Annotated in this window: 24 protein-coding genes; 16 read left to right on the top strand and 8 right to left on the bottom strand. The window is 51.3% G+C overall.

Annotated features, from left to right (window positions below; genetic code table 11):
* Window positions 1–77: 77 nt before the first annotated feature.
* From Z042_RS14925 to ruvB, 4 genes are all read left to right on the top strand, one after another.
* A complete protein-coding gene (locus Z042_RS14925) occupies window positions 78–821 on the top strand; it encodes a YebC/PmpR family DNA-binding transcriptional regulator (RefSeq protein ID WP_024910886.1) in 744 nt (247 codons plus the stop codon).
* 67 nt (window positions 822–888) lie between these two features.
* Complete coding sequence (gene ruvC / locus Z042_RS14930) at window positions 889–1,410, top strand: crossover junction endodeoxyribonuclease RuvC (RefSeq protein ID WP_024910885.1); 522 nt, start codon at window positions 889–891, stop codon at window positions 1,408–1,410.
* 164 nt (window positions 1,411–1,574) lie between these two features.
* Window positions 1,575–2,189 (top strand): Holliday junction branch migration protein RuvA, encoded by a 615-nt coding sequence (gene ruvA / locus Z042_RS14935; protein WP_024910884.1) that lies wholly within the window; start codon window positions 1,575–1,577, stop codon window positions 2,187–2,189.
* A gap of 18 nt (window positions 2,190–2,207) precedes the next feature.
* Window positions 2,208–3,215 (top strand): Holliday junction branch migration DNA helicase RuvB, encoded by a 1,008-nt coding sequence (gene ruvB, locus Z042_RS14940; RefSeq protein WP_024910883.1) that lies wholly within the window; start codon window positions 2,208–2,210, stop codon window positions 3,213–3,215.
* A 27-nt stretch (window positions 3,216–3,242) separates the two neighbouring features.
* On the opposite strand, the gene znuB is transcribed toward ruvB, so the two are convergent.
* Both znuB and znuC read right to left on the bottom strand, forming a co-directional pair.
* On the bottom strand, window positions 3,243–4,028 hold the full coding sequence (znuB, locus tag Z042_RS14945; RefSeq protein ID WP_024910882.1) for a zinc ABC transporter permease subunit ZnuB: 786 nt from the start codon (window positions 4,026–4,028) through the stop codon (window positions 3,243–3,245).
* On the bottom strand, window positions 4,025–4,783 hold the full coding sequence (znuC, locus tag Z042_RS14950; RefSeq protein ID WP_024910881.1) for a zinc ABC transporter ATP-binding protein ZnuC: 759 nt from the start codon (window positions 4,781–4,783) through the stop codon (window positions 4,025–4,027). The genes znuB and znuC overlap by 4 nt, the downstream gene beginning before the upstream one ends.
* 78 nt (window positions 4,784–4,861) lie before the next feature.
* On the opposite strand from znuC, the gene znuA reads away from it, so the two are divergent.
* The 3 genes from znuA (at window position 4,862) to lpxM (ending at window position 8,301) form a co-directional block, all read left to right on the top strand.
* A complete protein-coding gene (gene znuA / locus Z042_RS14955) occupies window positions 4,862–5,788 on the top strand; it encodes a zinc ABC transporter substrate-binding protein ZnuA (RefSeq protein WP_024910880.1) in 927 nt (308 codons plus the stop codon).
* A gap of 21 nt (window positions 5,789–5,809) precedes the next feature.
* Window positions 5,810–7,132, top strand: a complete 1,323-nt coding sequence (gene mepM / locus Z042_RS14960; protein ID WP_024910879.1) for a murein DD-endopeptidase MepM — start codon at window positions 5,810–5,812, stop codon at window positions 7,130–7,132.
* A gap of 197 nt (window positions 7,133–7,329) precedes the next feature.
* The gene (gene lpxM, locus Z042_RS14965) at window positions 7,330–8,301 is read left to right on the top strand and encodes a lauroyl-Kdo(2)-lipid IV(A) myristoyltransferase (RefSeq protein WP_024910878.1); all 972 of its coding nucleotides are present in this window, start codon (window positions 7,330–7,332) and stop codon (window positions 8,299–8,301) included.
* 136 nt (window positions 8,302–8,437) lie between these two features.
* Here the strand turns inward: lpxM and pyk are convergent, their stop codons facing one another.
* Window positions 8,438–9,880 (bottom strand): pyruvate kinase, encoded by a 1,443-nt coding sequence (pyk, locus tag Z042_RS14970; protein WP_024910877.1) that lies wholly within the window; start codon window positions 9,878–9,880, stop codon window positions 8,438–8,440.
* 189 nt (window positions 9,881–10,069) lie between these two features.
* A complete protein-coding gene (locus tag Z042_RS14975; protein ID WP_024910876.1) occupies window positions 10,070–10,942 on the bottom strand; it encodes a MurR/RpiR family transcriptional regulator in 873 nt (290 codons plus the stop codon).
* A gap of 364 nt (window positions 10,943–11,306) precedes the next feature.
* Here Z042_RS14975 and zwf point away from each other — a divergent pair, with 364 nt between their 5' ends.
* From zwf to mdtI, 4 genes are all read left to right on the top strand, one after another.
* Entirely contained in the window at window positions 11,307–12,782 is a 1,476-nt protein-coding gene (gene zwf / locus Z042_RS14985; RefSeq protein ID WP_024910874.1) for a glucose-6-phosphate dehydrogenase, read from the top strand.
* Window positions 12,783–13,001: 219 nt separating this feature from the next.
* Window positions 13,002–13,643: a bifunctional 4-hydroxy-2-oxoglutarate aldolase/2-dehydro-3-deoxy-phosphogluconate aldolase gene (locus Z042_RS14990; protein ID WP_024910873.1), complete on the top strand. Its 642-nt coding sequence runs from the start codon at window positions 13,002–13,004 to the stop codon at window positions 13,641–13,643.
* Between the two features lie 530 nt (window positions 13,644–14,173).
* Window positions 14,174–14,542, top strand: a complete 369-nt coding sequence (gene mdtJ / locus Z042_RS14995; protein ID WP_024910872.1) for a multidrug/spermidine efflux SMR transporter subunit MdtJ — start codon at window positions 14,174–14,176, stop codon at window positions 14,540–14,542.
* Window positions 14,529–14,858, top strand: a complete 330-nt coding sequence (mdtI, locus tag Z042_RS15000) for a multidrug/spermidine efflux SMR transporter subunit MdtI (protein ID WP_024910871.1) — start codon at window positions 14,529–14,531, stop codon at window positions 14,856–14,858. Before mdtJ ends, mdtI begins: the two co-directional genes overlap by 14 nt.
* Window positions 14,859–14,894: 36 nt before the next feature.
* Here mdtI and Z042_RS15005 read toward each other — a convergent pair whose 3' ends face one another.
* Window positions 14,895–15,239, bottom strand: a complete 345-nt coding sequence (locus Z042_RS15005; protein WP_024910870.1) for a RidA family protein — start codon at window positions 15,237–15,239, stop codon at window positions 14,895–14,897.
* A 192-nt stretch (window positions 15,240–15,431) separates the two neighbouring features.
* Here Z042_RS15005 and Z042_RS15010 point away from each other — a divergent pair, with 192 nt between their 5' ends.
* The 5 genes from Z042_RS15010 (at window position 15,432) to rnd (ending at window position 22,113) form a co-directional block, all read left to right on the top strand.
* Entirely contained in the window at window positions 15,432–17,336 is a 1,905-nt protein-coding gene (locus Z042_RS15010) for a DNA repair helicase YoaA (RefSeq protein WP_024910869.1), read from the top strand.
* Between the two features lie 79 nt (window positions 17,337–17,415).
* On the top strand, window positions 17,416–18,117 hold the full coding sequence (tsaB, locus tag Z042_RS15015) for a tRNA (adenosine(37)-N6)-threonylcarbamoyltransferase complex dimerization subunit type 1 TsaB (protein ID WP_024910868.1): 702 nt from the start codon (window positions 17,416–17,418) through the stop codon (window positions 18,115–18,117).
* A 181-nt stretch (window positions 18,118–18,298) separates the two neighbouring features.
* Window positions 18,299–18,889 (top strand): Slp family lipoprotein, encoded by a 591-nt coding sequence (locus Z042_RS15020; RefSeq protein ID WP_024910867.1) that lies wholly within the window; start codon window positions 18,299–18,301, stop codon window positions 18,887–18,889.
* 201 nt (window positions 18,890–19,090) lie between these two features.
* Window positions 19,091–20,779: a long-chain-fatty-acid--CoA ligase FadD gene (fadD, locus tag Z042_RS15025; protein ID WP_024910866.1), complete on the top strand. Its 1,689-nt coding sequence runs from the start codon at window positions 19,091–19,093 to the stop codon at window positions 20,777–20,779.
* A 212-nt stretch (window positions 20,780–20,991) separates the two neighbouring features.
* A complete protein-coding gene (rnd, locus tag Z042_RS15030; protein ID WP_024910865.1) occupies window positions 20,992–22,113 on the top strand; it encodes a ribonuclease D in 1,122 nt (373 codons plus the stop codon).
* Between the two features lie 207 nt (window positions 22,114–22,320).
* On the opposite strand, the gene minE is transcribed toward rnd, so the two are convergent.
* The 3 genes from minE to minC are packed head-to-tail and all read right to left on the bottom strand — an operon-like array spanning window position 22,321 to window position 24,143.
* A complete protein-coding gene (minE, locus tag Z042_RS15035) occupies window positions 22,321–22,590 on the bottom strand; it encodes a cell division topological specificity factor MinE (protein WP_024910864.1) in 270 nt (89 codons plus the stop codon).
* A 3-nt stretch (window positions 22,591–22,593) separates the two neighbouring features.
* Window positions 22,594–23,406, bottom strand: a complete 813-nt coding sequence (gene minD / locus Z042_RS15040; protein ID WP_024910863.1) for a septum site-determining protein MinD — start codon at window positions 23,404–23,406, stop codon at window positions 22,594–22,596.
* Between the two features lie 41 nt (window positions 23,407–23,447).
* On the bottom strand, window positions 23,448–24,143 hold the full coding sequence (minC, locus tag Z042_RS15045; protein WP_024910862.1) for a septum site-determining protein MinC: 696 nt from the start codon (window positions 24,141–24,143) through the stop codon (window positions 23,448–23,450).
* Between the last annotated feature and the right edge of the window lie 116 nt (window positions 24,144–24,259).

The raw sequence follows: 24,259 nt of genomic DNA on the forward strand, positions 1-24,259 counted from the left end.
AGGTTGCGGGAAAACCAACCTACCTGCAACTTGAAGTATAACGGGTATATCCAGTCGTTATTTTTGGAGATATTTGTATGGCAGGTCATAGTAAATGGGCCAATACCAAACACCGTAAAGCAGCACAAGATGCCAAACGTGGTAAGATTTTCACCAAAATCATCCGTGAGCTGGTCACCGCAGCCAAACTGGGTGGTGGCGATCCTGGGGCTAACCCGCGTCTGCGTGCGGCAATCGACAAAGCGCTGTCCAACAACATGACGCGCGACACCTTGAACCGGGCGATTGCGCGCGGTGTGGGTGGGGATGATGATACCAATATGGAAACCATCATTTACGAAGGTTATGGCCCAGGTGGCACGGCGGTGATGATCGAATGCCTGAGTGATAACCGCAACCGTACCGTGGCCGAAGTGCGCCATGCTTTCACTAAATGCGGTGGCAATCTGGGAACGGATGGTTCTGTTGCCTATCTGTTCACCAAAAAAGGCGTGATCACATTTGCACCTGGCCTGGATGAAGACAGCGTGATGGAAGCGGCGTTGGAAGCGGGCGCAGAAGATATTGTGACCTATGACGACGGCGCTATCGACGTTTACGCCGCCTGGGAAAACCTGGGTGAAGTGAAAGATGCCTTGAGCGCCGCCGGTTTTACAGCAGAAGCGGCAGAGGTTGCCATGATCCCATCGACCAAGGCCGATATGGATGCAGAAACCGCGCCTAAACTGCTGCGCCTGATCGATATGCTGGAAGATTGCGATGACGTGCAGGAGGTTTACCACAACGGTGAGATCTCCGACGAGATTGCAGAGACGCTGTAATGCAGGTGACTGATGGCGCTGCCTGCTGGCAGCGCCAGGCAAGATTAAACGCAGGGTGGTGGTAGCAATGGCGATCATACTGGGTATCGATCCCGGCTCGCGGGTTACCGGCTATGGCCTCGTTCGCCAGCAAGGCCGCCAATTGAGCTATGTTGCCAGTGGTTGTATCCGCACCGTGGTTGATGACATGCCAACGCGCTTAAAGCTGATTTATGCTGGCATCAGTGAAATCATTACCCAATTCCGCCCAGATTTCTTCGCTATTGAACAGGTTTTTATGGCCAAGAATCCGGATTCCGCGCTTAAGTTGGGGCAGGCGCGCGGTGTGGCAATTGTTGCTGCGGTGAATCAGAACCTGGAAGTGTTCGAGTATGCGGCGCGCCAGGTGAAGCAGACGGTGGTCGGCACCGGCGCAGCAGAAAAGGCACAGGTGCAGCATATGGTGCGTGCGCTGCTGAAACTGCCTGCCAATCCGCAGGCCGATGCTGCGGATGCGCTGGCGATTGCCATTACCCACTGCCATCTGAGCCAGAATGTGCTGCGGGTGAGTGCAGGGCGTTTGGATCTGGCACGTGGTCGGTTGAAGTAATATACCCGTCATTCAGTTGCCGCCTGCAAGCAACTCGAATTATTTTGGGTAGAGTGTTAGATGTGAAGCTCGGGCTGGATATTCATCCAGCCTTTTTTATGGTATAAGCTTTAGCGCATGATATAGTGGCAAACCGCCATCAACGGGTTCATTCAGGAGAGATAATGATAGGTCGTCTCAGAGGCATCATTCTGGAGAAGCAGCCACCGCTGGTGCTCTTGGAAGCCAACGGCGTCGGTTATGAAGTGCATATGCCGATGACCTGCTTTTATGAACTGCCGGAATTGGGGCAACAGGCTATCGTGTTTACCCAATTTGTGGTGCGCGAAGACGCGCAATTGTTGTATGGGTTCAATGATAAACAAGAGCGTGCGCTGTTTCGGGAATTGATCAAAGTGAACGGTGTCGGGCCAAAACTGGCCTTGGCGATCCTCTCTGGAATGTCTGCGCAGCAGTTTGTCAGTGCGGTAGAACGTGAAGAAATCACTGCGTTGGTGAAGTTACCCGGCGTGGGCAAAAAAACCGCCGAACGATTGGTGGTTGAAATGAAAGACCGCTTTAAAGGGCTGAATGGCGATCTGTTCAACAGCAGCAGCGAAATCAGTCTGCCAGCTAACACGGTTAAAAGCGCAGAAATGGATGTTGAGGCCGAAGCTGCTTCTGCGCTGGTGGCGCTGGGGTATAAACCACAGGAAGCCAGCCGCATGATTAGCAAAGTCGCTAAACCCGGTGCTGATTGCGAAACCTTGATCCGCGACGCGCTGCGTGCCGCATTATAAGGCTAAAAGGGGTAGAACATGATTGAAGCAGACCGCCTGATTTCCGCTGAACCGCTCAGTGAAGAGGAAGTCTTGGATCGCGCTATCCGCCCCAAGCTGCTGACGGAATATGTCGGCCAGCCGCACGTGCGCGAACAGATGGAAATCTTTATTCAGGCGGCAAAACAGCGTGGCGATGCCTTGGATCATCTGCTGATTTTCGGCCCGCCAGGGCTGGGTAAAACCACATTGGCCAATATTGTTGCCAATGAAATGGGGGTTAACCTGCGCACCACCTCAGGCCCGGTGCTGGAAAAAGCCGGGGATCTGGCGGCGATGCTGACTAACCTTGAGCCGCATGATGTCTTATTTATTGATGAAATCCACCGCCTTTCCCCGGTAGTCGAAGAAGTATTGTATCCGGCAATGGAAGATTACCAACTGGATATCATGATTGGCGAAGGCCCAGCCGCGCGTTCGATCAAGCTTGATTTACCCCCTTTTACGCTGGTTGGGGCAACCACCCGTGCGGGTTCGTTGACGTCACCCTTGCGCGATCGTTTTGGGATCGTACAGCGCCTGGAGTTTTATCAGGTTGCCGACCTGGAGCATATTGTGTCGCGCAGTGCCAACTGCCTTGGGCTGGATTTGTCTACGGATGGTTCGCATGAAATCGCCCGCCGTGCCCGTGGTACGCCGCGTATCGCTAACCGCCTGTTACGCCGGGTGCGCGATTTTGCCGAAGTGCGTGCCAACGGCGTCATTAACGGTGAGGTGGCGATGCAGGCGCTGGACATGCTAAACGTCGATGCCGAAGGCTTTGACTATATGGACCGCAAGTTGTTGCTGGCAATTATCGACAAGTTCAGCGGCGGCCCGGTAGGGTTGGATAACCTGGCAGCAGCGATCGGTGAAGAACGTGAAACAATCGAGGATGTGATAGAACCCTTCCTGATCCAGCAGGGTTTTATTCAACGCACGCCGCGTGGCCGAATGGCGACCAATCATGCCTATAAGCACTTTGGTATTGAGCGGAAAGAAGACTAAGGGCGCAACACGTGCGCCCAACGATGATTAGGCCTGCTGCTTTCTTGACAGGCTTAATACAAACAGCACGGCGGCACAGAGCACCACCGAAGGCCCGGCGGGGGTGTCGTAGAAGGCTGAAAACGTCAAACCACCGGTGACCGCAATAATGCCCACCAGCACCGCGTAACCCGCCATCTGTTCTGGCGTGCGGGCAAAACGGCGTGCGGTAGCCGCCGGAATGATCAACAGCGAAGTAATGATCAGCGCGCCGACAAACTTCATTGCCAGCCCTATGGTTAATGCTGTGACCAGCATCAGGATGGTACGCGCGCGCGCCAGATTAACACCGTCAACATGCGCCATTTCCGGGCTGATGGTCATCGACAGCAGATCGCGCCATTGCCACCATAGGATCCACAGCACGATAACCACGCCGATGCCAATCATCCAGATGTCACTCATCGTCACCGACAGCAAATCCCCGAACAGATAAGCCATCAGATCGACACGCACGTTGGACATTAACGCGACTACGACCAAACCGAGCGACAGCGCACTGTGCGCCATAATTCCGAGCAGGGTGTCAACCGAAAGCTGAGGACGACGCTCCAGCCAGACAAGTACCAGTGCTAACAGCAGCGTGACGGCAATAACCGTATAAAACGGATTAATATCCAGCAACAGGCCGAAAGCGACGCCAAGCAGTGAGGCATGTGCCAAGGTATCACCGAAGTAAGACATTCTGCGCCAAACCACAAAAGATCCTAACGGGCCCGCAGCGGCAGCCAACAGCACCCCGGCCAGCCAGCCGGGCAATAGCAGTTCAATCATGCCTCGCGGCTCCCGGTTTTTTTCAGCACAATTCTGCCTTGCAGGTCGTGGCGGTGATTATGGTGGTGGCGATAAATTGCCAGTTGTTCTGCACCACGGTTGCCAAACATGGCGATGAATTCAGGGTGCATTGACACGGCTTCAGGCGTGCCGGAACAGCAGATATGCTGGTTCAAGCAAAGGACTTCATCCGTTTTCGCCATGACCAGATGCAGATCGTGGGACACCATCAGTACGGCGCAGCCTAATTCTTGACGCAATTGGTCGATCAGATTGTACAGCGCCAATTGGCCATTGACGTCAACCCCTTGGGTCGGTTCATCCAGTACCAAAAGCTGTGGTTCATTCAACAGCGCACGCGCCAGCAATACGCGTTGGTTCTCGCCACCGGAAAGTTTTTGCATCGGTTGCTCAAGCAGGTGTGCGGCATGAACACGTTTCAGCGCCGGTAGGATATCAGCCTTTTTCACGCCGGGTTTAAGACGCATAAAACGGCTGACGGTCAAAGGTAATGTGGCATCAAGGTGCAATTTTTGTGGCACATAGCCAATGCGCAGGTTCGATTGGCGCTCAATAGTCCCTTCAGTGGGATCTATCAGGCCGAGCACTACGCGCACCAAGGTGGATTTACCCGCACCATTGGGGCCGAGCAACGTCAGAATACGCCCGGGTTGCAGCCTGAGTGAGATCTTCGTCAGAACTCGCCGGGTGTCGAAGGCGACAGAAATATTTTTTAGCGTTACCAGTGTAGACATGTTGTGATTACATTTTGCAGAACTAACCGGATGTTATAATATCACGCTTCCTGAACAAAAACGACGAGATTACTGATGATGGTACAGAAAAATAAATGGCTGCAACGTGCATTGTTTGTCAGCGCATTAATGATTGCTGGTCATGCTTCGGCGGCGGTGGTGACTTCGGTTCGCCCGCTGGGATTTATTGCATCAGCGATTGCTGACGGGGTGATGCCAACGGAGGTTTTACTGCCGGATGGCTCATCACCACATGATTTCGCGCTGCGACCGTCAGATATTCAGCGTTTGCAGGCTGCCGAGCTGGTGCTATGGGTTGGCCCGGATATGGAAGCTTTTTTGGCTAAGCCGTTAAAGCAGGTCGCGGCTAATAAGCAACTGGCAATCAGTGAACTGGCGAGTGTGCAGCCGTTATTGATGAAAGGCGACGATGATCATGATGATGGCCATGATCATGCGGCAGAAGGACATGACCACGAACATCATCATGGTGAATACAATATGCACGTTTGGTTGTCACCAGAGGTGGCAAAAGTGACGGCTGTCGCGATTCATGACAGATTATTGGAACTTATGCCGCAAAAGAAAGACAAACTAGACGCAAACCTGCGCCAGTTCGAGGATCAACTAGCGCAAACTGACAAAAATCTTGTTAAGATGCTAACGCCTGTGCGGAGTAAGGGATACTTTGTTTTTCATGATGCTTACGGCTACTTTGAAAAACACTTCGGCTTGAGCCCATTGGGCCATTTTACCGTCAACCCCGAAATTCAGCCTGGAGCACAGCGCTTACACCAAATTCGAACACAGTTGGTTGAGCAGAAAGCAGTATGTGTTTTTGCTGAGCCACAATTCAGGCCGGCCGTAATTAATGCCGTTGCCAAGGGTACCACAGTGCGTTCTGGAACGCTGGACCCGCTGGGCATCGGCATCGCATTGGGGAAAGATAGCTACGGGAACTTCCTGACTGCGCTGTCTAACCAATACGTGAGCTGCCTGAAGTAAAAATCATGAGGATAATACTGAGTGCGGCAGATAGTCCAAACTATCGTTCTGGCATATAACAACCTGCCTCGGCCCCATCGCGTAATGCTTGGGTCGTTGACAGTCGTGACACTGGCCGTTGCTGTTTGGCGGCCTTCTGTCTATCACCCGGAACATAACCCAATCGTTAAAGATGTTGAATTAGAATCCAATCAGTTACGCTCTTTGTTACCCGAGGCCAGCGAGCCGATAGACGTTGAGCAACCGACTCCCGATGATGACATCCCGCAGGATGAACTGGATCAGAAGATCGCCGGTGAAGCGGGTGTGCATGAATATGTGATTTCTACTGGCGATACGCTGGGCAGCGTTCTGACCCAGTACGGCATCGAAATGTCGGATGTTTCGTTGCTGGCTTCGCAATATCGCGACCTGCGTAACCTGAAAATTGGTCAGCAACTATCGTGGACACTGAATGATACGGGCGACCTGCAACGTTTAACCTGGGAAGTCTCGCGTCGTGAAACACGCACTTATGATCGCGTGGGCAACAGCTTCAAAGAATCTCAGGAAACCCAAAAAGGCGAGTGGCGCAATAGCGTGCTGAGCGGCCAGTTGAACGGCAGCTTTGTCACTAGTGCTTCTGCGGCGGGTCTTAGCCGGGCTGAAATCAATGCAGTGACCAAAGCGCTGCAATGGCAACTTGATTTCCGTAAACTGCGTAAAGGGGATCAATTTGCGGCGCTGATGTCACGTGAACAGTTTGATGGCAAGATCGAGCAAAGCCAACTGCTGGGCGTGCGTATGCGCAGCGGGGGCAAAGATTACTATGCGATCCGCGCTGAAGACGGCAAGTTCTATGATCGTCAGGCTTCTGGTCTGGCGCGTGGTTTTATGCGTTTTCCTACCATGAAACAGTTCCGTATCTCCTCCCACTTCAGCCCGCGCCGGCTGAACCCTGTGACGGGGCGAGTGGCTCCGCACAGAGGTGTGGATTTCTCTATGCCAGTGGGTACACCAGTGCTGTCCGTGGGTGACGGTGAGGTTGTTGCGGCTAAATATGGCAGTGATACCGGTAACTACGTCGCGATTCGCCATGGGCGCCAATATACCACGCGTTATATGCATCTTAAGAAAGCGTTGGTGAAACCGGGGCAGAAAATCAAACGTGGCGATCGTATCGGGCTTTCCGGTAATACTGGCCGCTCTACTGGCCCGCATTTGCACTATGAAATGTGGGTCAACCAGCAGGCGGTAAACCCGGTGACGGCCAAGCTGCCACGCTCTGAAGGGCTGAGCGGCAAAGATCGCAGTGATTATCTGGCAGTGGTGAAAGAAGTGGTTCCGCAGCTGCAGCTGGATTAAGACTTTCATTAAATTCTGATCATACATCGGCCTGATTGCGGGCCGATGCTTTTTATATTGGCACCTGTTCGGTGTAAATGACACAGTCATTGTCTGCAATAATGATTATACCCAAAGGATTTCAGGCGACAGGCAATCTATTCCCCTGCAAATGTGGCTGGTGGGTATAACAGAAGCGTTAAGTGAAGAGCGGGTACATGCAAAACGAGAAAAAATCGAACGTAGAGTTCATTCCACAATTCCAGAAAGCCTTTTTCCACCCGCGTTACTGGGGGGTTTGGTTGGGTACCGGGCTGATGGCCGGCATTTCTCTACTTCCGGCGCGCGTGCGCGATCCCATGCTGGGTGCTCTTGGTAAACGGGTGGGAAAGGTAGCCAAAGGCGCCCGCCGTCGTGCGCGTATCAACTTGCTTTATTGCCTGCCGGATGTGCCGGAAAATCAGCGTGAACACATCATTGATGAAATGTTCGCGACTGCTCCGCAGTCAATGATTCTGATGGCCGAGCTGGCCTGCCGTAACCCGGAAAAAGTGCTGAAACGCGTGCGTTGGCATGGTGAAGAGGTGCTGGATAATATTCGTCAGGAAGGCCGTAACGTGATTTTTCTGGTGCCGCATGGTTGGGCGGTGGATGTGCCTGCCATGCTGATGGCTGCACGTGGTCAACCTATGGCAGCCATGTTCCATAATCAGAGCAATCCGCTGGTGGATTATTTGTGGAACAGCGTGCGCCGTAAGTTTGGTGGCCGCCTGCATGCGCGCAATGATGGGATCAAACCCTTTATCAGCTCGGTGCGCCAGGGATATTGGGGGTACTATTTGCCGGATCAGGATCACGGTGCTGAACATAGCGAGTTTGTTGATTTCTTTGCCACCTATAAAGCAACGTTACCTGCTGTGGGGCGTTTAATGAAGGTGTGCCGGGCGGCGATCGTTCCATTGTTTCCGGTGTATAACGGTAAAACCAGCATGTTGGATATCTATATTGGTGAACCGATGGATGATTTGGCAAACGCAGATGATCGACGTATTGCTCGCCGGATGAATGAAGAGGTTGAAAACCTGGTTGGCCCGAATCCAGAACAATATACCTGGATACTGAAATTGCTGAAAACGCGGAAAGAAGGGGAAATTGAACCCTATTCACGGAAAGAGTTATACCCTAAATAATTCGAGTTGCGGGCAAGCGACAATTTCGTGACCAATACCCTCCTCAGTTGTCTCAAACCATCAGCTCTCTTGAGGTAATGGCGAAAAAAAGGCCGGTCGGCGTAAGCTGACCGGCCTTAGAGAGTACCCGGTGTGATTATTCTACACGCAGAATACGGGTGGTATTGGTGGTGCCGACCGTACTCATCACGTCACCTTGGGTGACGATCACCAGATCGCCAGAAACCAGATAGCCTTTGTCGCGCAGGCGGTTGATCGCATCGTTGGCGGCAGCTACGCCGTCGCTGTGGCTGCCGAAGTAAACGGGCGTTACACCACGATACAGAGCGGTCAGATTAAGCGTGTGTTCATGGCGTGACATGGCGAAGATCGGCAGGCCGGAACTAATACGCGACATCATCAATGCGGTGCGGCCAGACTCAGTCATCGCAATGATGGCAGTGACGCCTTTCAGGTGGTTGGCGGCATACATCGAAGACATGGCAATGGCTTCTTCGACATTGTCGAACTGCATATCAAGACGGTGTTTGGAAACGTTGATGCTTGGGATTTTTTCAGCCCCCAGGCAAACACGAGCCATTGCGGCAACGGTTTCGGCAGGATACTGCCCAGCGGCGGTTTCGGCAGACAGCATCACCGCATCCGTCCCATCCAGTACCGCGTTTGCTACGTCCATTACTTCGGCGCGGGTTGGCATTGGATTGGTGATCATCGATTCCATCATTTGGGTGGCGGTGATCACGGCACGATTCAGCGTGCGGGCGCGGCGGATCAGTTTCTTCTGGATACCGACCAGCTCAGGATCGCCGATTTCCACCCCTAAATCGCCACGGGCGACCATCACCACGTCGGAAGCCAGAATGATATCATCCATGGCTTCGTCGCTGCTCACGGCTTCGGCACGTTCGACCTTCGAAATAATTTTGGCGTTACAACCTGCGTCGCGTGCCAAACGGCGTGCATAATTCAGGTCTTCACCGGTACGTGGGAAGGAGACGGCAAGATAATCAACGCCAATTTTGGCCGCGGTGATGATATCGGCTTTGTCTTTCTCGGTCAGGGCTTCTGCCGACAGGCCGCCGCCCAACTTATTGATACCTTTATTGTTCGACAGCGGGCCACCCACGGTCACTTCAGTGAAGACTTTCATCCCCTGAACTTCAAGCACTTTTAACTGCACGCGGCCATCATCCAGCAGCAAGACATCGCCTGGTACGACGTCGGCAGGCAGGCCTTTATAGTCGATACCGACTTTTTCTTTATCGCCTTCGCCTTTAGACAGGTTGGCATCGAGCAGGAATTTATCACCGACGTTAAGGAAGACTTTGCCTTCCTTAAAGGTGGATACACGAATTTTTGGCCCTTGAAGGTCGCCAAGGATAGCGACATGACGCCCCAGTTTGGCAGCAATTTCGCGCACTTTATTGGCACGAGCCTGATGGTCTTCTGCGCTGCCGTGGGAGAAATTAAGCCGAACGACGTTCGCACCAGCGGCAATAATCTTTTCCAGATTATTATCGCGGTCGGTAGCCGGGCCTAATGTAGTAACGATTTTGGTTCTTCTGAGCCGTCTGGACATGTCTTACTCCGTTGACTGGTAAAGCAAATTATTGGTGCTACTAAATGTTAGGATAACGAAACTGAGCGTGAACAACCACTTTAGTCTGCCGATGTTTCACCCAGATTATCCGTATGTGCATGTTGACACAGTACAACTTATAATTTCGCCGTTCTTACATCCTGCTTTGAGCGGCGGTTTTTACATCAATTACGAATCAAAACTATTAGAAATGAACGCGCCCTTATCAAAGCGCGATTCTTTCAACGCTTCCTTGACCCGCTTCAAGTTATCTCTGAATTTAGCGCCTCTGCGCAAGGTAAATCCGGTTGCCAAAACGTCGATGAGCGTTAACTGGGCAATTCGTGACACCATTGGCATATAAACATCGGTATCTTCCGGTACATCAAGCAACAAAGCGAGGGTCGCTTCTTTGGCCAACGGAGTATCACGTGAGGTGATGGCGATGACGGTTGCGTCGTTTTCACGCGCCAGATGAGCCATTTCCACCAGGTTCTTGGTTCGCCCGGTGTGTGAGATCAACACCACAACGTCACCTTCCCCTGAATTCATGCAGCTCATGCGCTGCATCACGATATCGTCGAAGTACACTACCGGAATATTGAAACGGAAAAACTTGTTCATGGCGTCGTGCGCAACGGCGGCGGAAGCGCCTAAACCGAAGAAAGAGATTTTTTTTGCCTGGGTCAGCAGATCAACCGCACGATTGATTGCGGTAATATCGAGGTTTGCCTTTACTGTATCCAGGCTGGCCATCACGGATTCAAAGATTTTGCTGGTGTAGGCATCAACGCTGTCATCTTCTTCCACGTTACGGTTTACGTAAGGTGTGCCATTAGCCAGGCTTTGCGCCAAGTGCAGTTTAAAATCGGGGAACCCTTTGGTATCCAGGCGGCGACAGAAACGGTTGACGGTGGGTTCACTGACATCGGCCATTTTAGCCAGTGTGGCGATGCTTGAGTGAATGGCGGTTTGTGGGGAGGCGAGGATCACCTCGGCGACTTTTCTTTCAGATTTGCTCAGGAGCTCCAGATGGTTCTGGATTTTTTCCAGCGTATTCATATAACGGGAGTCACTCATGGTTTTATACCCATTATTCATAGGGTATGACGATTTCATTCAAAGGAGAAATCAATGCCAGTTTAGTGAAAATATACTACGTGCTGGTAACCGTTGGCAGTGGTCGGCAGGAGATAAGCTGGCTTTTTTCACCAGAATATGACCTGTGTCTAAGTTTCATAATGGTAAAAGAGTGTCAAAAAAGACAGAAAATTACAACTTTCCCTACTGTTACGGGGATCGGCGTTAACACTGTAGTTTTTGGGGATTTTTTTCTGCTTTTGATCCGGGTTTACTGGTTGTAGTTAAAAAGAGTACATTAAGCAATGTAAGAAAATTACAGATATCCTGCAATGAGGAGATGAACATGGCGGTAACCTCTACAGCCCAGGCGTGTGACCTGGTTATTTTCGGCGCGAAAGGCGATTTGGCGCGTCGTAAACTGCTGCCTTCTCTGTATCAGTTGGAGAAAGCCGGCCATATCCATCCGGATACCCGTATTATCGGTGTAGGCCGCGCCGAGTGGGATAAAGAAGCTTATACCAAGGTGGTCAAGGAAGCGCTTGGCACCTTTATGAAAGAAGAGCTGAACGATGAGCTGTGGGCCACCCTGAGCGCCCGTCTGGATTTCTGCAATCTGGACGTTAACGACAGCAAACATTTCGCCAACCTGGGTAAAATGCTGGATCAGAAGCATCGTACCACCATTAACTATTTTGCCATGCCACCCAGCACCTTTGGTGCGATTTGCAAAGGGTTGGGCGAAGCCAAGCTGAATAAAGAACCTGCGCGTGTGGTGATGGAAAAGCCGCTTGGTACCGATTTGGCCTCTTCCCGTGTGATCAACGATCAGGTAGCGGAATATTTTAACGAATGCCAGGTTTACCGTATTGACCATTATTTGGGGAAAGAAACGGTACTCAATCTGCTGGCGCTGCGTTTTGCCAACTCTCTGTTTGCCTCTAACTGGGATAACCGTACTATCGATCACGTGCAGATTACGGTGGCGGAAGAGGTGGGGATCGAAGGGCGCTGGGGTTACTTTGACCAGGCTGGCCAAATGCGTGACATGATCCAGAATCATCTGTTGCAGATCCTGACCATGATTGCCATGTCACCGCCTGCGGATTTGACCACCGATCGTATTCGTGACGAAAAAGTGAAGGTGCTGCGTTCGCTGCGCCGTATTGACCAGACCAATGTACGGGAAACCACTGTGCGCGGCCAATACACGGCTGGGTTTGTGCAGGGCAAAAAAGTTCCCGGCTATCTGGAAGAAGAAGCTGCCAACAAAAGCAGCAACACTGAAACTTTTGTTTCCATTCGTGTGGATATCGACAACTGGCAGTGGGCCGGTGTACCGTTCTATCTGCGTACCGGTAAACGTTTGCCAACCAAATGCTCGGAAGTGGTGGTGTACTTCAAAAATCCACCGCTGAACCTGTTCCGTGATTCATACCAGCAGTTGCCACAGAACAAGTTGACCATCCGTTTGCAACCGGATGAAGGGATTGAAATTCAGGTACTGAACAAAGTACCGGGCCTGGATCACAAACACCGCCTGCAAACGACCAAACTGGACCTGAGTTTTTCGGAAACCTTCAATCAGGAGCACGTAGCAGATGCTTACGAGCGCCTGTTGCTGGAAACCATGCGCGGTATCCAGGCGCTGTTTGTGCGCCGTGACGAGGTGGAAGAAGCCTGGAAATGGGTTGATTCCATCATGGAAGCGTGGAAAGCAGACAACGAGGCTCCAAAACCTTACCAGTCCGGTACTTGGGGGCCAGTTGCTTCCGTGGCGATGATCACGCGTGATGGTCGCTCTTGGAACGAGTTTGAATAATCTATCTGCTGGCAGCCTGTCTGCCAGTTTTTTTACCTAAAGAATTTCAAGTTACAGGCTGGCGATAACAGAATGCTTCTACAGGTGAGTGACTGGAAGCGTGAAGGTAAGCAATATCGTAACCTGAAGAATACAGCGGTGCGGTCGGAATCCGCAGCAATGCGGAGCCCTGTGGCAGGGGCGTGCCATACACAAACCGAAGTAGTGGAGATGACGACGATGAAAAACTGGAAAACCAGCGCAGAGCAGATCCTGACGGCAGGCCCAGTCGTTCCGGTAATTGTAATCAACAAACTGGAACACGCGGTGCCGCTAGCTAAAGCGCTGGTTGCTGGAGGCGTGCGCGTATTGGAAGTGACGTTGCGTACCGCCTGTGCGATGGATGCGATTCGTGCGATTGCTAAAGAAGTACCAGATGCGATTATTGGTGCAGGAACGGTGATTAACTCGCAGCAATTGCATGAAGTGACCGAGTCTGGAGCGCAGTTTGCTATCAGCCCAGGTTTGACCGATAGCCTGTTGAAAGCAGCGACCGCAGGCAGTATTCCGTTGATCCCGGGTATCAGCACGGTGTCTGAACTGATGCTGGGGATGGACCACGGTCTGCGTGAGTTCAAGTTCTTCCCGGCAGAAGCGAATGGCGGGGTTAAAGCACTGCAAGCGATTGGCGGCCCGTTCCCGCAGATTCGTTTCTGCCCGACAGGTGGGATCACCCCAAATAATTACCGTGACTATCTGGCACTGAAAAGCGTGCTGTGCATCGGTGGTTCCTGGTTGGTGCCAGCAGACGCCCTGGAAAAAGGCGACTATGCCCGCATCACTGAACTGGCGCGTGAAGCCGTCAAAGGTGCTCGCGCATAAATTGCGGGATCGATCACCGTAATCCCTGCAAAGCCCGGCATTATGTCGGGCTTTTTTAATTTTTAAAAGTGTTAACGCTTTTATATTTAAATCATTTTTTTCTGTTTTTTGTGAGAATAGCGGTTTGCTTTATAACGGCTGTTATGCTAAAAATAGCGCAGTTGAAAATTTTGTATTAATGAGGATATTGGGCAAATCGCACGGTGTGCGGCTGAAAATAGAGAATAATTATGATGCTAATTAATGTTATTCCTCTCAAAACGTCTGTTTACTCACTTTTCCTTTCTGTCATTCTTGCCAGTGAGCACCATTGGTGCAGTGAGCTATAGCGTCTCTCTCCCTTAACCGGTGCTGATGGCAGGTTTTATTGCTGCTCATCCGGCGTAACCGGACAAATCTTTTTATAGCATTCGGGTTGGTTTATCCCCAGAGATCTTTGCGTCTCAGATGGCTTCGTATGCCAGTTTGACGAGATCATATTGGGATAAATACGCCTTAGCGTGCGTTATTCGCCGTTTGGGAGAGAAATGATGATTTATTGGATTTTTTTGGGCTTTGCTATTGTGGCTGAAATCATCGGCACTTTATCGATGAAATACGCCAGCGTTAGCGGGGGTATGACCGGGCATATTGTGATGTATGTGATGATTACCGGTTCTTATGTGATGTTGTCGTTAGCAGTTAAACGTGTGGCGTTGGGGGTGGCTTATGCGCTGTGGGAAGGCATCGGTATCCTGTTTATTACCTTGTTTAGCGTAACGTTGTTCGATGAACCTATTTCTGCTCTAAAGGTGCTGGGATTAGTGATTCTGGTCGCTGGGATTTTGTTGGTGAAGTCTGGCACCAATAAAGCACGAAAACAGGTCAGCCCGCGAGGTGACAATCATGCAACAGCTTGAGTTGTACCACCTTGGGTTCTTGGCATTAGCCATCGTGTTAGAAATTATTGCGAACATCTTTCTGAAAATGTCGGACGGTTTCCGGCGGATTTGGTTGGGGTTGTTGTCACTGTTGTCAGTGCTGGGGGCATTCAGTGCATTGGCGCAGGCGGTAAAGGGGATCGATCTGTTGGTAGCCTATGCGCTGTGGGGCGGTTTTGGTATCGCTGCGACTATCGCCGCAGGATGGATTCTGTTTGGGCAACGCTTAAATGCCAAGGGATGGCTGGGGCTGATCTTGCTGTTAGTTGGCATGGTGATGATTAAACTGGCTTGATAAAAAAACCGCAGGTTTACAGCCTGCGGCTCTCCTCTACAGTGCGGCGATAATCTTGATTTCGACTTTGAATTGCGGGTTCATCAGGCGCGCCTGCACGGTGCAGCGCACTGGTGCGCTGCCTGCAACCACCCAGGCATCCCAAGCGGTATTCATGGCGGCAAAGTCATCACCATCAGCCAAGAAAATGGTTGCATCTAGCACCCGGCTTTTATCTGAGCCGACACGCCCCAAGAGCACGTCAATGGCGGCCAAGGCGTTGGCGGTCTGCGCCATTGCATCTTGCTCAAGGTTCTCTGGTACACTGGTGTAATATACAGTATTATTATGGATCACGGCTTCGGACCAGCGTGATGCTGGATCAATACGTTCAATACTCATTCAATTGTCTCCCTATCATCAACAACTTCAGGGTAACACAGCCATCACCGGATATGTGTATTGATAAAGCCGATGGCTGAGGTGCTGTGGGTTTGGCATGTACCTAAAGTATTTAGTGCGGTGGCCAACAACGATGCAGCTTCAGGTAATAAGGGTATAATCACCGCAGAATGATACCGGCAGAGAGATAGCGTGGCAGACGATTTCGCACCAGAAGGCGCCTTGGCGCAGGCAATTAAGGGGTTCAAACCTCGTGAACCGCAGCGTTTGATGGCAGAAGCGGTGACGGAAGCGATCAATTTCAAACAGGAACTGGTGGTTGAGGCGGGAACCGGAACCGGTAAAACGTATGCCTATTTAGCACCAGCGCTGCGCTCTCAACGCAAGGTGATTATTTCTACCGGTTCCAAAGCGTTGCAGGATCAACTTTATACACGCGATCTTCCTACCGTGGCCAACGCATTAAACTATCAAGGTAAATTGGCGCTGTTGAAAGGGCGTTCCAATTATCTGTGCCTGGAGCGGCTTGAACAACAGTCGATGGCTGGGGGAGAATTAGCGGGTCAGACGCTGATCGACCTGGTACGCCTGCGCAGTTGGGCATCACAAACGGAAGAAGGGGACACCAGTTCTTGCCGCGATGTGGCGGAAGACAGTTTCGTTTGGCCATTGGTGACCAGCACCAACGACAATTGCCTGGGCAGTGACTGCCCGCTGTATAAAGAGTGCTTTGTGGTCAAGGCGCGCCGTCGGGCGATGGATGCTGATGTCGTGGTGGTGAATCATCACCTGTTCCTGGCGGATATGGTGGTTAAAGAGAGTGGATTTGCCGAATTGATTCCGGAAGCCGAGGTGATGATCTTCGATGAAGCGCACCAGATCCCGGATATCGCCAGCCAGTATTTTGGCAAGCAGCTTACCAGCCGCCAGCTGTTGGATGTAGCCAAAGACATCACCATTGCCTATCGCACCGAAGTCCGTGACACAGCGCAGCTGCAAAAAAGTGCCGATCGCCTTAGCCAAAGCACTCAGGATTTCCGCTTGGCACTGGGGGAACCGGGTTTTCGCGGTAATCTGCGCGAAGTACTGGCACAACCAAACGTGCAGCGTGCTCTGCTGTTGCTTGATGATGCATTGGAACTGTGTTACGACGTGGTCAAACTGTCCCTTGGGCGTTCGGCATTGTTGGATGCGGCTTTTGAGCGCGCGACGCTGTATCGTGCCCGTCTCAAACGGTTGAAAGAGGTGAACGAACCGGGTTTCAGCTACTGGTATGAATGCAATTCGCGCCACTTCGTGTTGGCGCTGACGCCGCTGACGGTAGCCGAACGTTTTCGCGAAATGCTCAACGAGAAAGTAGGCAGTTGGATCTTTACCTCGGCAACGCTGTCGGTTAACGAACAGATGGGGCATTTTACTGAACGTTTGGGGTTGCATAAAGCCAAGACGTTGCTGCTGCCCAGCCCGTTTGATTATGCCAATCAGGCGCTGCTGTGTGTCCCGCGCTTTCTGCCTTCACCCAATCAACCGGGTGGTGCTCGCCAATTGGCACGGATGTTGCGGCCATTGATCGAAGCTAATCAGGGGCGTTGTTTCTTCCTGTGTACCTCGCACCAAATGATGCGCGAACTGGCAGAGGAGTTCCGGGCTACCCTGACATTGCCGGTGCTGTTGCAAGGGGAAACCAGCAAAGGCCAGCTTTTGGCGCAGTTTGTTGAAGCGGGTAATGCGCTGTTGGTGGCCACCAGCAGTTTCTGGGAGGGCGTAGATGTGCGGGGCGACGCGCTTTCCTGTGTCATCATCGATAAACTGCCGTTTACCTCTCCTGACGATCCGCTGTTGAAAGCGCGTATTGAAGATTGCCGGCTGCGTGGCGGTGACCCGTTTAATGATGTTCAGTTACCGGATGCTGTGATTACCCTGAAACAGGGGGTTGGCCGTTTGATTCGTGATACCGACGATCGCGGTGTGCTGGTGATTTGTGATAATCGCTTGGTGATGCGCCCTTATGGTGAAGTGTTTCTTAATAGCTTGCCACCGACGCCGCGCACCCGCGATCTGGCACAAGCGATTGCCTTCCTCAACGCTGGCAGCTAGTGGATAGGCGTGACTTTGAGGCTGTGCTACAATGCGCGCCCTGTATGAAACCACTGATTTTTCCCGCCTGAGGTTTGGCATGTCCACGCGAATTTTAGCGATTGATACGGCAACAGAAGCCTGTTCTGTTGCCATCTGGAATCAAGGCGAAACCCACGCCCTGTTCGAACTGTGTCCACGTGAACACACGCAACGTATTTTACCGCTGGTGCAGCAGGTGCTGGCTGAATCCGGGCTCACGCTTTCTCAACTCGATGCGCTGGCCTTTGGCCGTGGGCCGGGCAGCTTTACCGGCGTGCGTATCGGGATTGGCATTGCTCAGGGATTGGCGTTGGGGGCAGATCTGCCGATGTTGGGTATATCCACCTTGCAAACCATGGCGCAGGGCGCTTGGCGCTTGACCGGAACGCAGCGCGTGCTGGCAGCAATTGATGCGCGGATGGGGGAAGTTTATTGGGGGCAGTTTGAGCGCCAACAGAACGGCCAGTGGTGGGAAAGTGAAGGGGAAGCGGTGCTGTCGCCGCCACAGGTTTTTGAACGCGCGCGAAGTTTAGAGGGCAACTGGGCATACGTTGGCACAGGGTGGCAGACTTACCCGGATTTGCTGGCGGATGCGGCTCTTGGTTTGAGTGATGGGCAAATGTTGTTGCCGCAGGCTGAGGATATGCTGCCGTTGGCATTGCAGGCCTGGCAGCTAGGGCTGGCGGTCAGTGTGGAAAATGCTGAACCTACCTACTTGCGCAATGAAGTCACCTGGAAAAAACTGCCAGGGCGCGAATAATGCCTTTTCTTCTGTGGGGCATAGGTTTTGTCACTCGACTTTGTGTCTCTGCTTTCCAGCAACTCAAATTATTTAGGGTATAATTATTATTGTGTTGTCATTGATGTAAGAAATATGCCCGCCTGCAACTTGCGCGAAGGAATGTGGTCGGAGTTACAGCCAATTCTAGGAGATTGCGACAATGTTGACCTGCACGTTGAGTAAAAAACTATTAACGCTGGCGGTTGCCGGTAGCGTACTGGCGCTCTCCGGCTGTGTAACCATTCCAGAGGCGATTCAGGGAACCAGTGCTACGCCGGTAGATCAACTATCTTCAGTGCAGAATGCGCCGAATCTGTTTACCGGTGCCGAGGCTCGCTTTGGTGGCACGGTCGTAGCGACATCTAATGAGCGTGGCCGTACGGTGCTGGAGATCGCTGCGGTGCCGCTGGATTCCGGGGCGCGCCCTATTCTGGGGGAACCTGCGCAGGGGCGGTTGTTGGCATCGGTCAACGGTTTCCTTGATCCGGTTGATTTTAACGGCCAGTTGGTCACCGTGGTGGGGCCAATTACCGGTGTACATGAAGGTAAGATTGGTATGACGCCGTATCGGTTTGTCACCATGAATGCTACCGGTTTTAAACGTTGGCGCATTGCCCAGCAGATTGTGATGCCACCGCAGCCGATGGGGCCATGGGGGCCGCGTGGTGGCCCGTGGGGCCATGGTTGGGGCCCCGGTTATGGCTGGTATAACCCAGGCCCGGCCCGGATACAAACTTTTGTTACTCAGTGAGTTGAGTAACAATTTTACAATTCTAAATAGGGCGGCCTGATAGCCGCCCTATACTTTTATGTAAGGGCAATTAGTGACGCACATCGCAACCTGAGGATTGTTTAAAACTCAAACTGGTACGCTGAGTTAAAATATTGTTAAAGTTTGGCGGCGTATTGGGAGGGGGCGATGATAATTAGCAAAAATTTCAGGAGTAATAGCTTGGATAAGGTCTGGTTAAAACGTTACCCGGCAGATGTTCCGGCAGAGATTGATGCCGATTACTATTCATCTCTGATCGAAGTATTTGAAAAGGCAGCCATGCGTTACGCGGATCAGCCTGCTTTTATCAATATGGGCGAGGTGATGACCTTCCGTAAGCTGGAAGAGCGCAGCCGGGCGTTTGCTGCTTACCTGCAAAATGAGCTGAAGCTGAAGAAGGGCGATCGCGTCGCTCTGATGATGCCGAACTTGTTGCAGTATCCCATTGCTCTGTTTGGTATTTTGCGTGCCGGTATGGTGGTGGTGAACGTGAACCCGCTGTATACGCCGCGTGAGTTGGAACATCAGCTGAATGACAGCGGTGCCAGCGCCATTGTTATTGTTTCCAATTTTGCCCATACGCTGGAAAAAGTGGTGTTCCAAACCCAGGTGAAGCATGTGATCCTGACGCGCATGGGGGATCAACTCTCGGCGGCCAAAGGGACGCTGGTGAATTTTGTGGTGAAATACATCAAGCGCCTGGTGCCCAAATATCATCTGCCAGATGCCATTTCTTTCCGTAGCGTGTTGCAGCGTGGTCGCCGCCTGCAATATGTCAAACCTGAGGTTATCAATACCGATCTGGCCTTTTTGCAATATACCGGGGGAACTACCGGTGTGGCTAAAGGCGCAATGCTGACGCATCGCAATATGCAGGCGAATCTGGCACAGGCCAAGGCCGCTTATGTGCCTCTGCTGCGTGATGGGCAGGAATTGGTGGTGACAGCTCTGCCGCTGTATCACATCTTTGCGCTGACGGTGAATTGCCTGCTGTTTATTGAACTGGGAGGATGCAGCCTGATGATTACCAACCCGCGAGATATTCCGGGGATGGTGAAAGAATTGGCGAAGTATCCTTTCACTGCGATGACCGGGGTGAACACGCTGTTTAATGCGTTATTGAATAATGAAGATTTTCAAGAGCTCGATTTCTCCACGTTGCGGTTGTCTGTAGGAGGTGGGATGTCGGTGCAGAAAGCGGTAGCAGAACGGTGGGAAAAACTGACCGGCAAGCATTTGCTGGAGGGGTATGGGCTGACCGAATGTTCTCCGTTGGTATCGGGTAATCCACATGATCTGATGCATTACAGTGGCAGTATCGGTTTGCCGGTACCTTCTACCGATATTCGTTTAGTAGACGACGATGGCAAAGAGGTTCCTGCTGGTGAACCGGGAGAACTTTGGGTTAAAGGGCCACAAGTTATGTTAGGCTATTGGCAACGCCCAGAGGCAACGGATGACGTGTTAAAAGATGGCTGGCTTGCAACTGGAGATATCGTTACCGTCGATGATGAAGGTTTTATTCGCATTATTGATCGTAAGAAAGATATGATTCTGGTTTCGGGTTTTAACGTTTATCCGAATGAGATAGAAGATATTGTCAGCCAGCACCCGAAAGTGATGGAGTGTGCGGCGATTGGTGTGCCGAGCGGGGCTTCCGGTGAAGCGGTGAAGATTTGTGTGGTGAAGAAAGAGGCTTCTCTTACTAAAGAAGAGTTGCTAACGCACTGTCGCCGGCATCTGACCGGGTATAAAGTGCCCAAAATTGTTGAATTCCGTGACGAATTGCCGAAGTCAAACGTTGGTAAGATTTTACGGCGGGAACTGCGTGATGAGCACAAAGTTCCCAAGGCAGTCGATGCTGCCTAGGTAATGCGGTTAGACTTGATGAGTTTCAAGGTTGCAGGAATGTGTGTAACCAATGCAGTTGCGACTTGAAAGATGATGGGTAACCACTCCTTATCAACAACGCCGGTGAATGCCGGCGTTGCCGTGTTTGAACCATAAAATACCCATAGCCTTTATATAGCCAAAGGTTACGGCTTGGAGACGGTGGGTAACATGACAAAGAGAATGATGTTTTGAATTATCAGTTGATCACTACCGACGCCGGTTTACAGCAGGTCTGTGAGCAGGCACAAAACCATGCCCAGATTGCACTGGATACCGAGTTTGTCAGAACGCGTACCTATTATCCGCAGCTAGGCCTGATCCAGATATACGATGGTGAACAACTTTCCCTGATCGATCCGCTCCCTATCAAGCAATGGCAGCCGTTTATCGATCTGTTGGCCAATACGAAGGTGGTAAAGTTTCTGCACGCGGGCAGTGAGGATCTGGAAGTGTTTCTCAATGCCTTCAAAACGTTGCCAACACCGATGATCGATACCCAAATCCTGGCTGCATTCAGTGGTCATGCATTGTCCTGTGGTTTCGCCAAATTGGTAACGGAATACATGCAGGTTGATCTGGATAAAAGCGAATCCCGTACCGACTGGTTGGCACGGCCGTTAACGGAACGGCAGTGCATTTATGCGGCAGCTGATGTTTTCTACTTATTGCCCATGGCTAAGCAACTGATACAGAAAACTGAGGAGGCAGGCTGCACCGCAGCGGCGTATAGCGAATGCCTATTGCTATGCCAGCGCCGCAGTGAAACGTTATCACCAGAACTCGCCTATCGCGAAATCACCAATGCTTGGCAGCTACGGCCACGCCAGTTGGGTTGTTTACAGAAACTGGCTGAATGGCGCTTACGCCAGGCACGCGAGCGCGATCTGGCCGTGAACTTTGTGGTGCGTGAAGAGAACCTGTGGGCGGTTGCACGTTATATGCCAATATCTTTGGGCGAACTTGATTCACTCGGGCTGAGCGGGCCGGAAATCCGTTATCACGGTAAAACGCTGGTGGCTTTGGTAGCGGAAGCCAATGCGTTGGATGAATCTGCTTTGCCCGAACCGCTGGCTAACCTGATCGATCAGCCGGGATATAAGAAAGTATTTAAAGAGCTCAAAGAGGCGATCGGTGATATAAGCGAACAAAGTGGTTTTAGCAGTGAATTGTTGGCATCGCGTCGGCAAATTAACCAATTACTGAATTGGCACTGGAAACTGAAAGGTAGTGAGAGTCAGCCAGAATTAATGAGCAGCTGGCGTGGTGATTTATTGGCGGCACCCTTGCAGGACATCCTGAAAAATTATTAATCATTAAGCGAGAAGGATGGAACCATGCAGACGTTTTGTGGTTCTGTTTTTCTGCGGAAATAACGTTGTGCTGAAGGTAATAATCCAGTTCAGTCTTAAAAGATCCTATTCTTAAGATGAAAATGAGCAAATACTACGGATTATTTAAACTGTGCGTATATACAGTTCCCCCTGTATAAATTATACAGGGGGATTATGCGGACGCCATCATTTAAGGGGCTCTTCCGATTCCGGCAGGGTTACGTTAAGTTCCAGTACCGAAATATCATCCCCTTTCTGCTCGAATTGCACATGCAGCATCTCAGGATCGATTTGAACGTATTTACAAATTACCGCCAAAATGTCACGTTTTAAATCAGGTAGATAGTGGGGCTCACAGTCCCCACGGCGACGTTCTGCAACGATAATTTGCAGCCGTTCTTTGGCTACACTGGCTGTTGATTTTTTGCGGGACAGAAAAAAGTCTAACAAAGCCATGGTTTATCCCCCAAAAAGGCGTTTCAGGAAGCCCTTTTTCTCTTCTTCGATGAAGCGGAACGGGCGTTCTTCCCCTAACAAACGCTGAACGGTATCGTCGTAAGCCTTACCGGCATCAGACTCAATATCCAAAATCACAGGTTCGCCCTGGTTGGATGCACGTAATACAGACTGATCTTCTGGGATAACGCCAATCAGTGGAATCCGCAGGATCTCCAACACATCTTCCATGCTCAACATGTCACCACGGCTGACACGACCTGGATTATAGCGGGTTAATAGCAAATGCTCCTTGATGGGGGCTTCGCTTTTTTCGGCACGGCGTGATTTGGAGGATAAAATGCCAAGAATACGATCAGAGTCACGTACTGAAGACACTTCCGGGTTTGTGGTGATGATGGCTTCATCAGCGAAATACAGCGCCATCAGGGCACCGCTTTCAATACCAGCTGGAGAATCACAAACCACAAATTCGAACGCCATTTCGTTGAGGCCGTTGAGCACTTTTTCAACGCCTTCGCGAGTCAGGGCATCTTTATCACGCGTTTGTGAAGCGGGCAGAATGTAGAGGTTTTCAGTGCGTTTATCTTTGATCAACGCTTGATTCAACGTAGCATCACCCTGAATAACGTTAACAAAATCATAAACGACCCGGCGCTCACAGCCCATAATAAGGTCAAGGTTACGCAGGCCGATATCGAAGTCGATCACCACGGTTTTCTTGCCTCTCTGGGCTAAACCGGTAGCAATGGCTGCACTTGATGTGGTCTTGCCAACGCCCCCTTTACCCGATGTAACAACAATAATGCGTGCCATGAAATGGATTCCTTGTTAAAAGGGCTTAATTTAAAGGTTGTTTAATTTAAAGGTTGTATAGTTAAAGCGTTATCCAACAGGCTGAGTCGAATTGCCTGCCCGAAAAAATCGGCCGGGATCTGATCGCTCAACCAGTATTGCCCTGCGATAGAGACTAGCTCAGCCCCAAGGTGTGTGCAAAAAATCTGGCACTGAGCATCACCGGAAGCCCCCGCCAGAGCACGGCCACGCATCATGCCGTAAATATGAATGTTGCCATCGGCAATCAATTCTGCGCCAGCACTGACGCTGTTGGTGACGATCAAATCGGAGTTGCGGGCATAAATCTGCTGGCCGGAACGAACAGGGGTATTAATGATGCGTGTTTTGGCAGGAGCATTATCTGGCACTGGTGCCGCGACAGGTGGTGCCTGAGTGGCCATCTTCTGGCCTTTACCTTCATTTAACAATGGCAAACCAGCGCGGGCAATAGCCCGTTTTTGCCGTTCATCTTTGCAACCGCTGATGCCGACCACACGCAAACCCGCGGCCATGACAGCCTGCTGAAGTTCCTTCCAGTTTGCATCGCCATTCAGCGTTGCAACATTGATAACAACAGGGGCATTTTTGAGAAAAGCAGGGGCTTGATCGACCTTTTCCTGCAATGCCTGACGTATTACCTCGGGTTCTGAATTATACAAATGAACAACCGATAGGGTAAAACTGCTGCCTTTTAGCTCAATTGGCGATTGTGACATCTATCCTGACTCAGTCTCAGCAACTTTAAATCCCCGGAATACCACTCGGGGTGCGATATTCCGAAGTACTATAAGCATGTTATAGTCAGAGTTATATCCAGGCAAGACGCTGCCTC

The organism is Chania multitudinisentens RB-25, assembly GCF_000520015.2.
GTDB classification, from domain to species: Bacteria; Pseudomonadota; Gammaproteobacteria; order Enterobacterales; family Enterobacteriaceae; genus Chania; species Chania multitudinisentens.

Coding starts and splice junctions, on each gene's coding strand:
- Z042_RS14925 (WP_024910886.1), top strand. CDS start 78: ATGGCAGGTCATAGTAAATGGGCCAATACCAAACACCGTAAAGCAGCA.
- ruvC (WP_024910885.1), top strand. CDS start 889: ATGGCGATCATACTGGGTATCGATCCCGGCTCGCGGGTTACCGGCTAT.
- ruvA (WP_024910884.1), top strand. CDS start 1,575: ATGATAGGTCGTCTCAGAGGCATCATTCTGGAGAAGCAGCCACCGCTG.
- ruvB (WP_024910883.1), top strand. CDS start 2,208: ATGATTGAAGCAGACCGCCTGATTTCCGCTGAACCGCTCAGTGAAGAG.
- znuB (WP_024910882.1), bottom strand. CDS start 4,028: ATGATTGAACTGCTATTGCCCGGCTGGCTGGCCGGGGTGCTGTTGGCT.
- znuC (WP_024910881.1), bottom strand. CDS start 4,783: ATGTCTACACTGGTAACGCTAAAAAATATTTCTGTCGCCTTCGACACC.
- znuA (WP_024910880.1), top strand. CDS start 4,862: ATGGTACAGAAAAATAAATGGCTGCAACGTGCATTGTTTGTCAGCGCA.
- lpxM (WP_024910878.1), top strand. CDS start 7,330: ATGCAAAACGAGAAAAAATCGAACGTAGAGTTCATTCCACAATTCCAG.
- pyk (WP_024910877.1), bottom strand. CDS start 9,880: ATGTCCAGACGGCTCAGAAGAACCAAAATCGTTACTACATTAGGCCCG.
- Z042_RS14975 (WP_024910876.1), bottom strand. CDS start 10,942: ATGAATACGCTGGAAAAAATCCAGAACCATCTGGAGCTCCTGAGCAAA.
- zwf (WP_024910874.1), top strand. CDS start 11,307: ATGGCGGTAACCTCTACAGCCCAGGCGTGTGACCTGGTTATTTTCGGC.
- Z042_RS14990 (WP_024910873.1), top strand. CDS start 13,002: ATGAAAAACTGGAAAACCAGCGCAGAGCAGATCCTGACGGCAGGCCCA.
- mdtJ (WP_024910872.1), top strand. CDS start 14,174: ATGATTTATTGGATTTTTTTGGGCTTTGCTATTGTGGCTGAAATCATC.
- mdtI (WP_024910871.1), top strand. CDS start 14,529: ATGCAACAGCTTGAGTTGTACCACCTTGGGTTCTTGGCATTAGCCATC.
- Z042_RS15005 (WP_024910870.1), bottom strand. CDS start 15,239: ATGAGTATTGAACGTATTGATCCAGCATCACGCTGGTCCGAAGCCGTG.
- tsaB (WP_024910868.1), top strand. CDS start 17,416: ATGTCCACGCGAATTTTAGCGATTGATACGGCAACAGAAGCCTGTTCT.
- Z042_RS15020 (WP_024910867.1), top strand. CDS start 18,299: ATGTTGACCTGCACGTTGAGTAAAAAACTATTAACGCTGGCGGTTGCC.
- minE (WP_024910864.1), bottom strand. CDS start 22,590: ATGGCTTTGTTAGACTTTTTTCTGTCCCGCAAAAAATCAACAGCCAGT.
- minD (WP_024910863.1), bottom strand. CDS start 23,406: ATGGCACGCATTATTGTTGTTACATCGGGTAAAGGGGGCGTTGGCAAG.
- minC (WP_024910862.1), bottom strand. CDS start 24,143: ATGTCACAATCGCCAATTGAGCTAAAAGGCAGCAGTTTTACCCTATCG.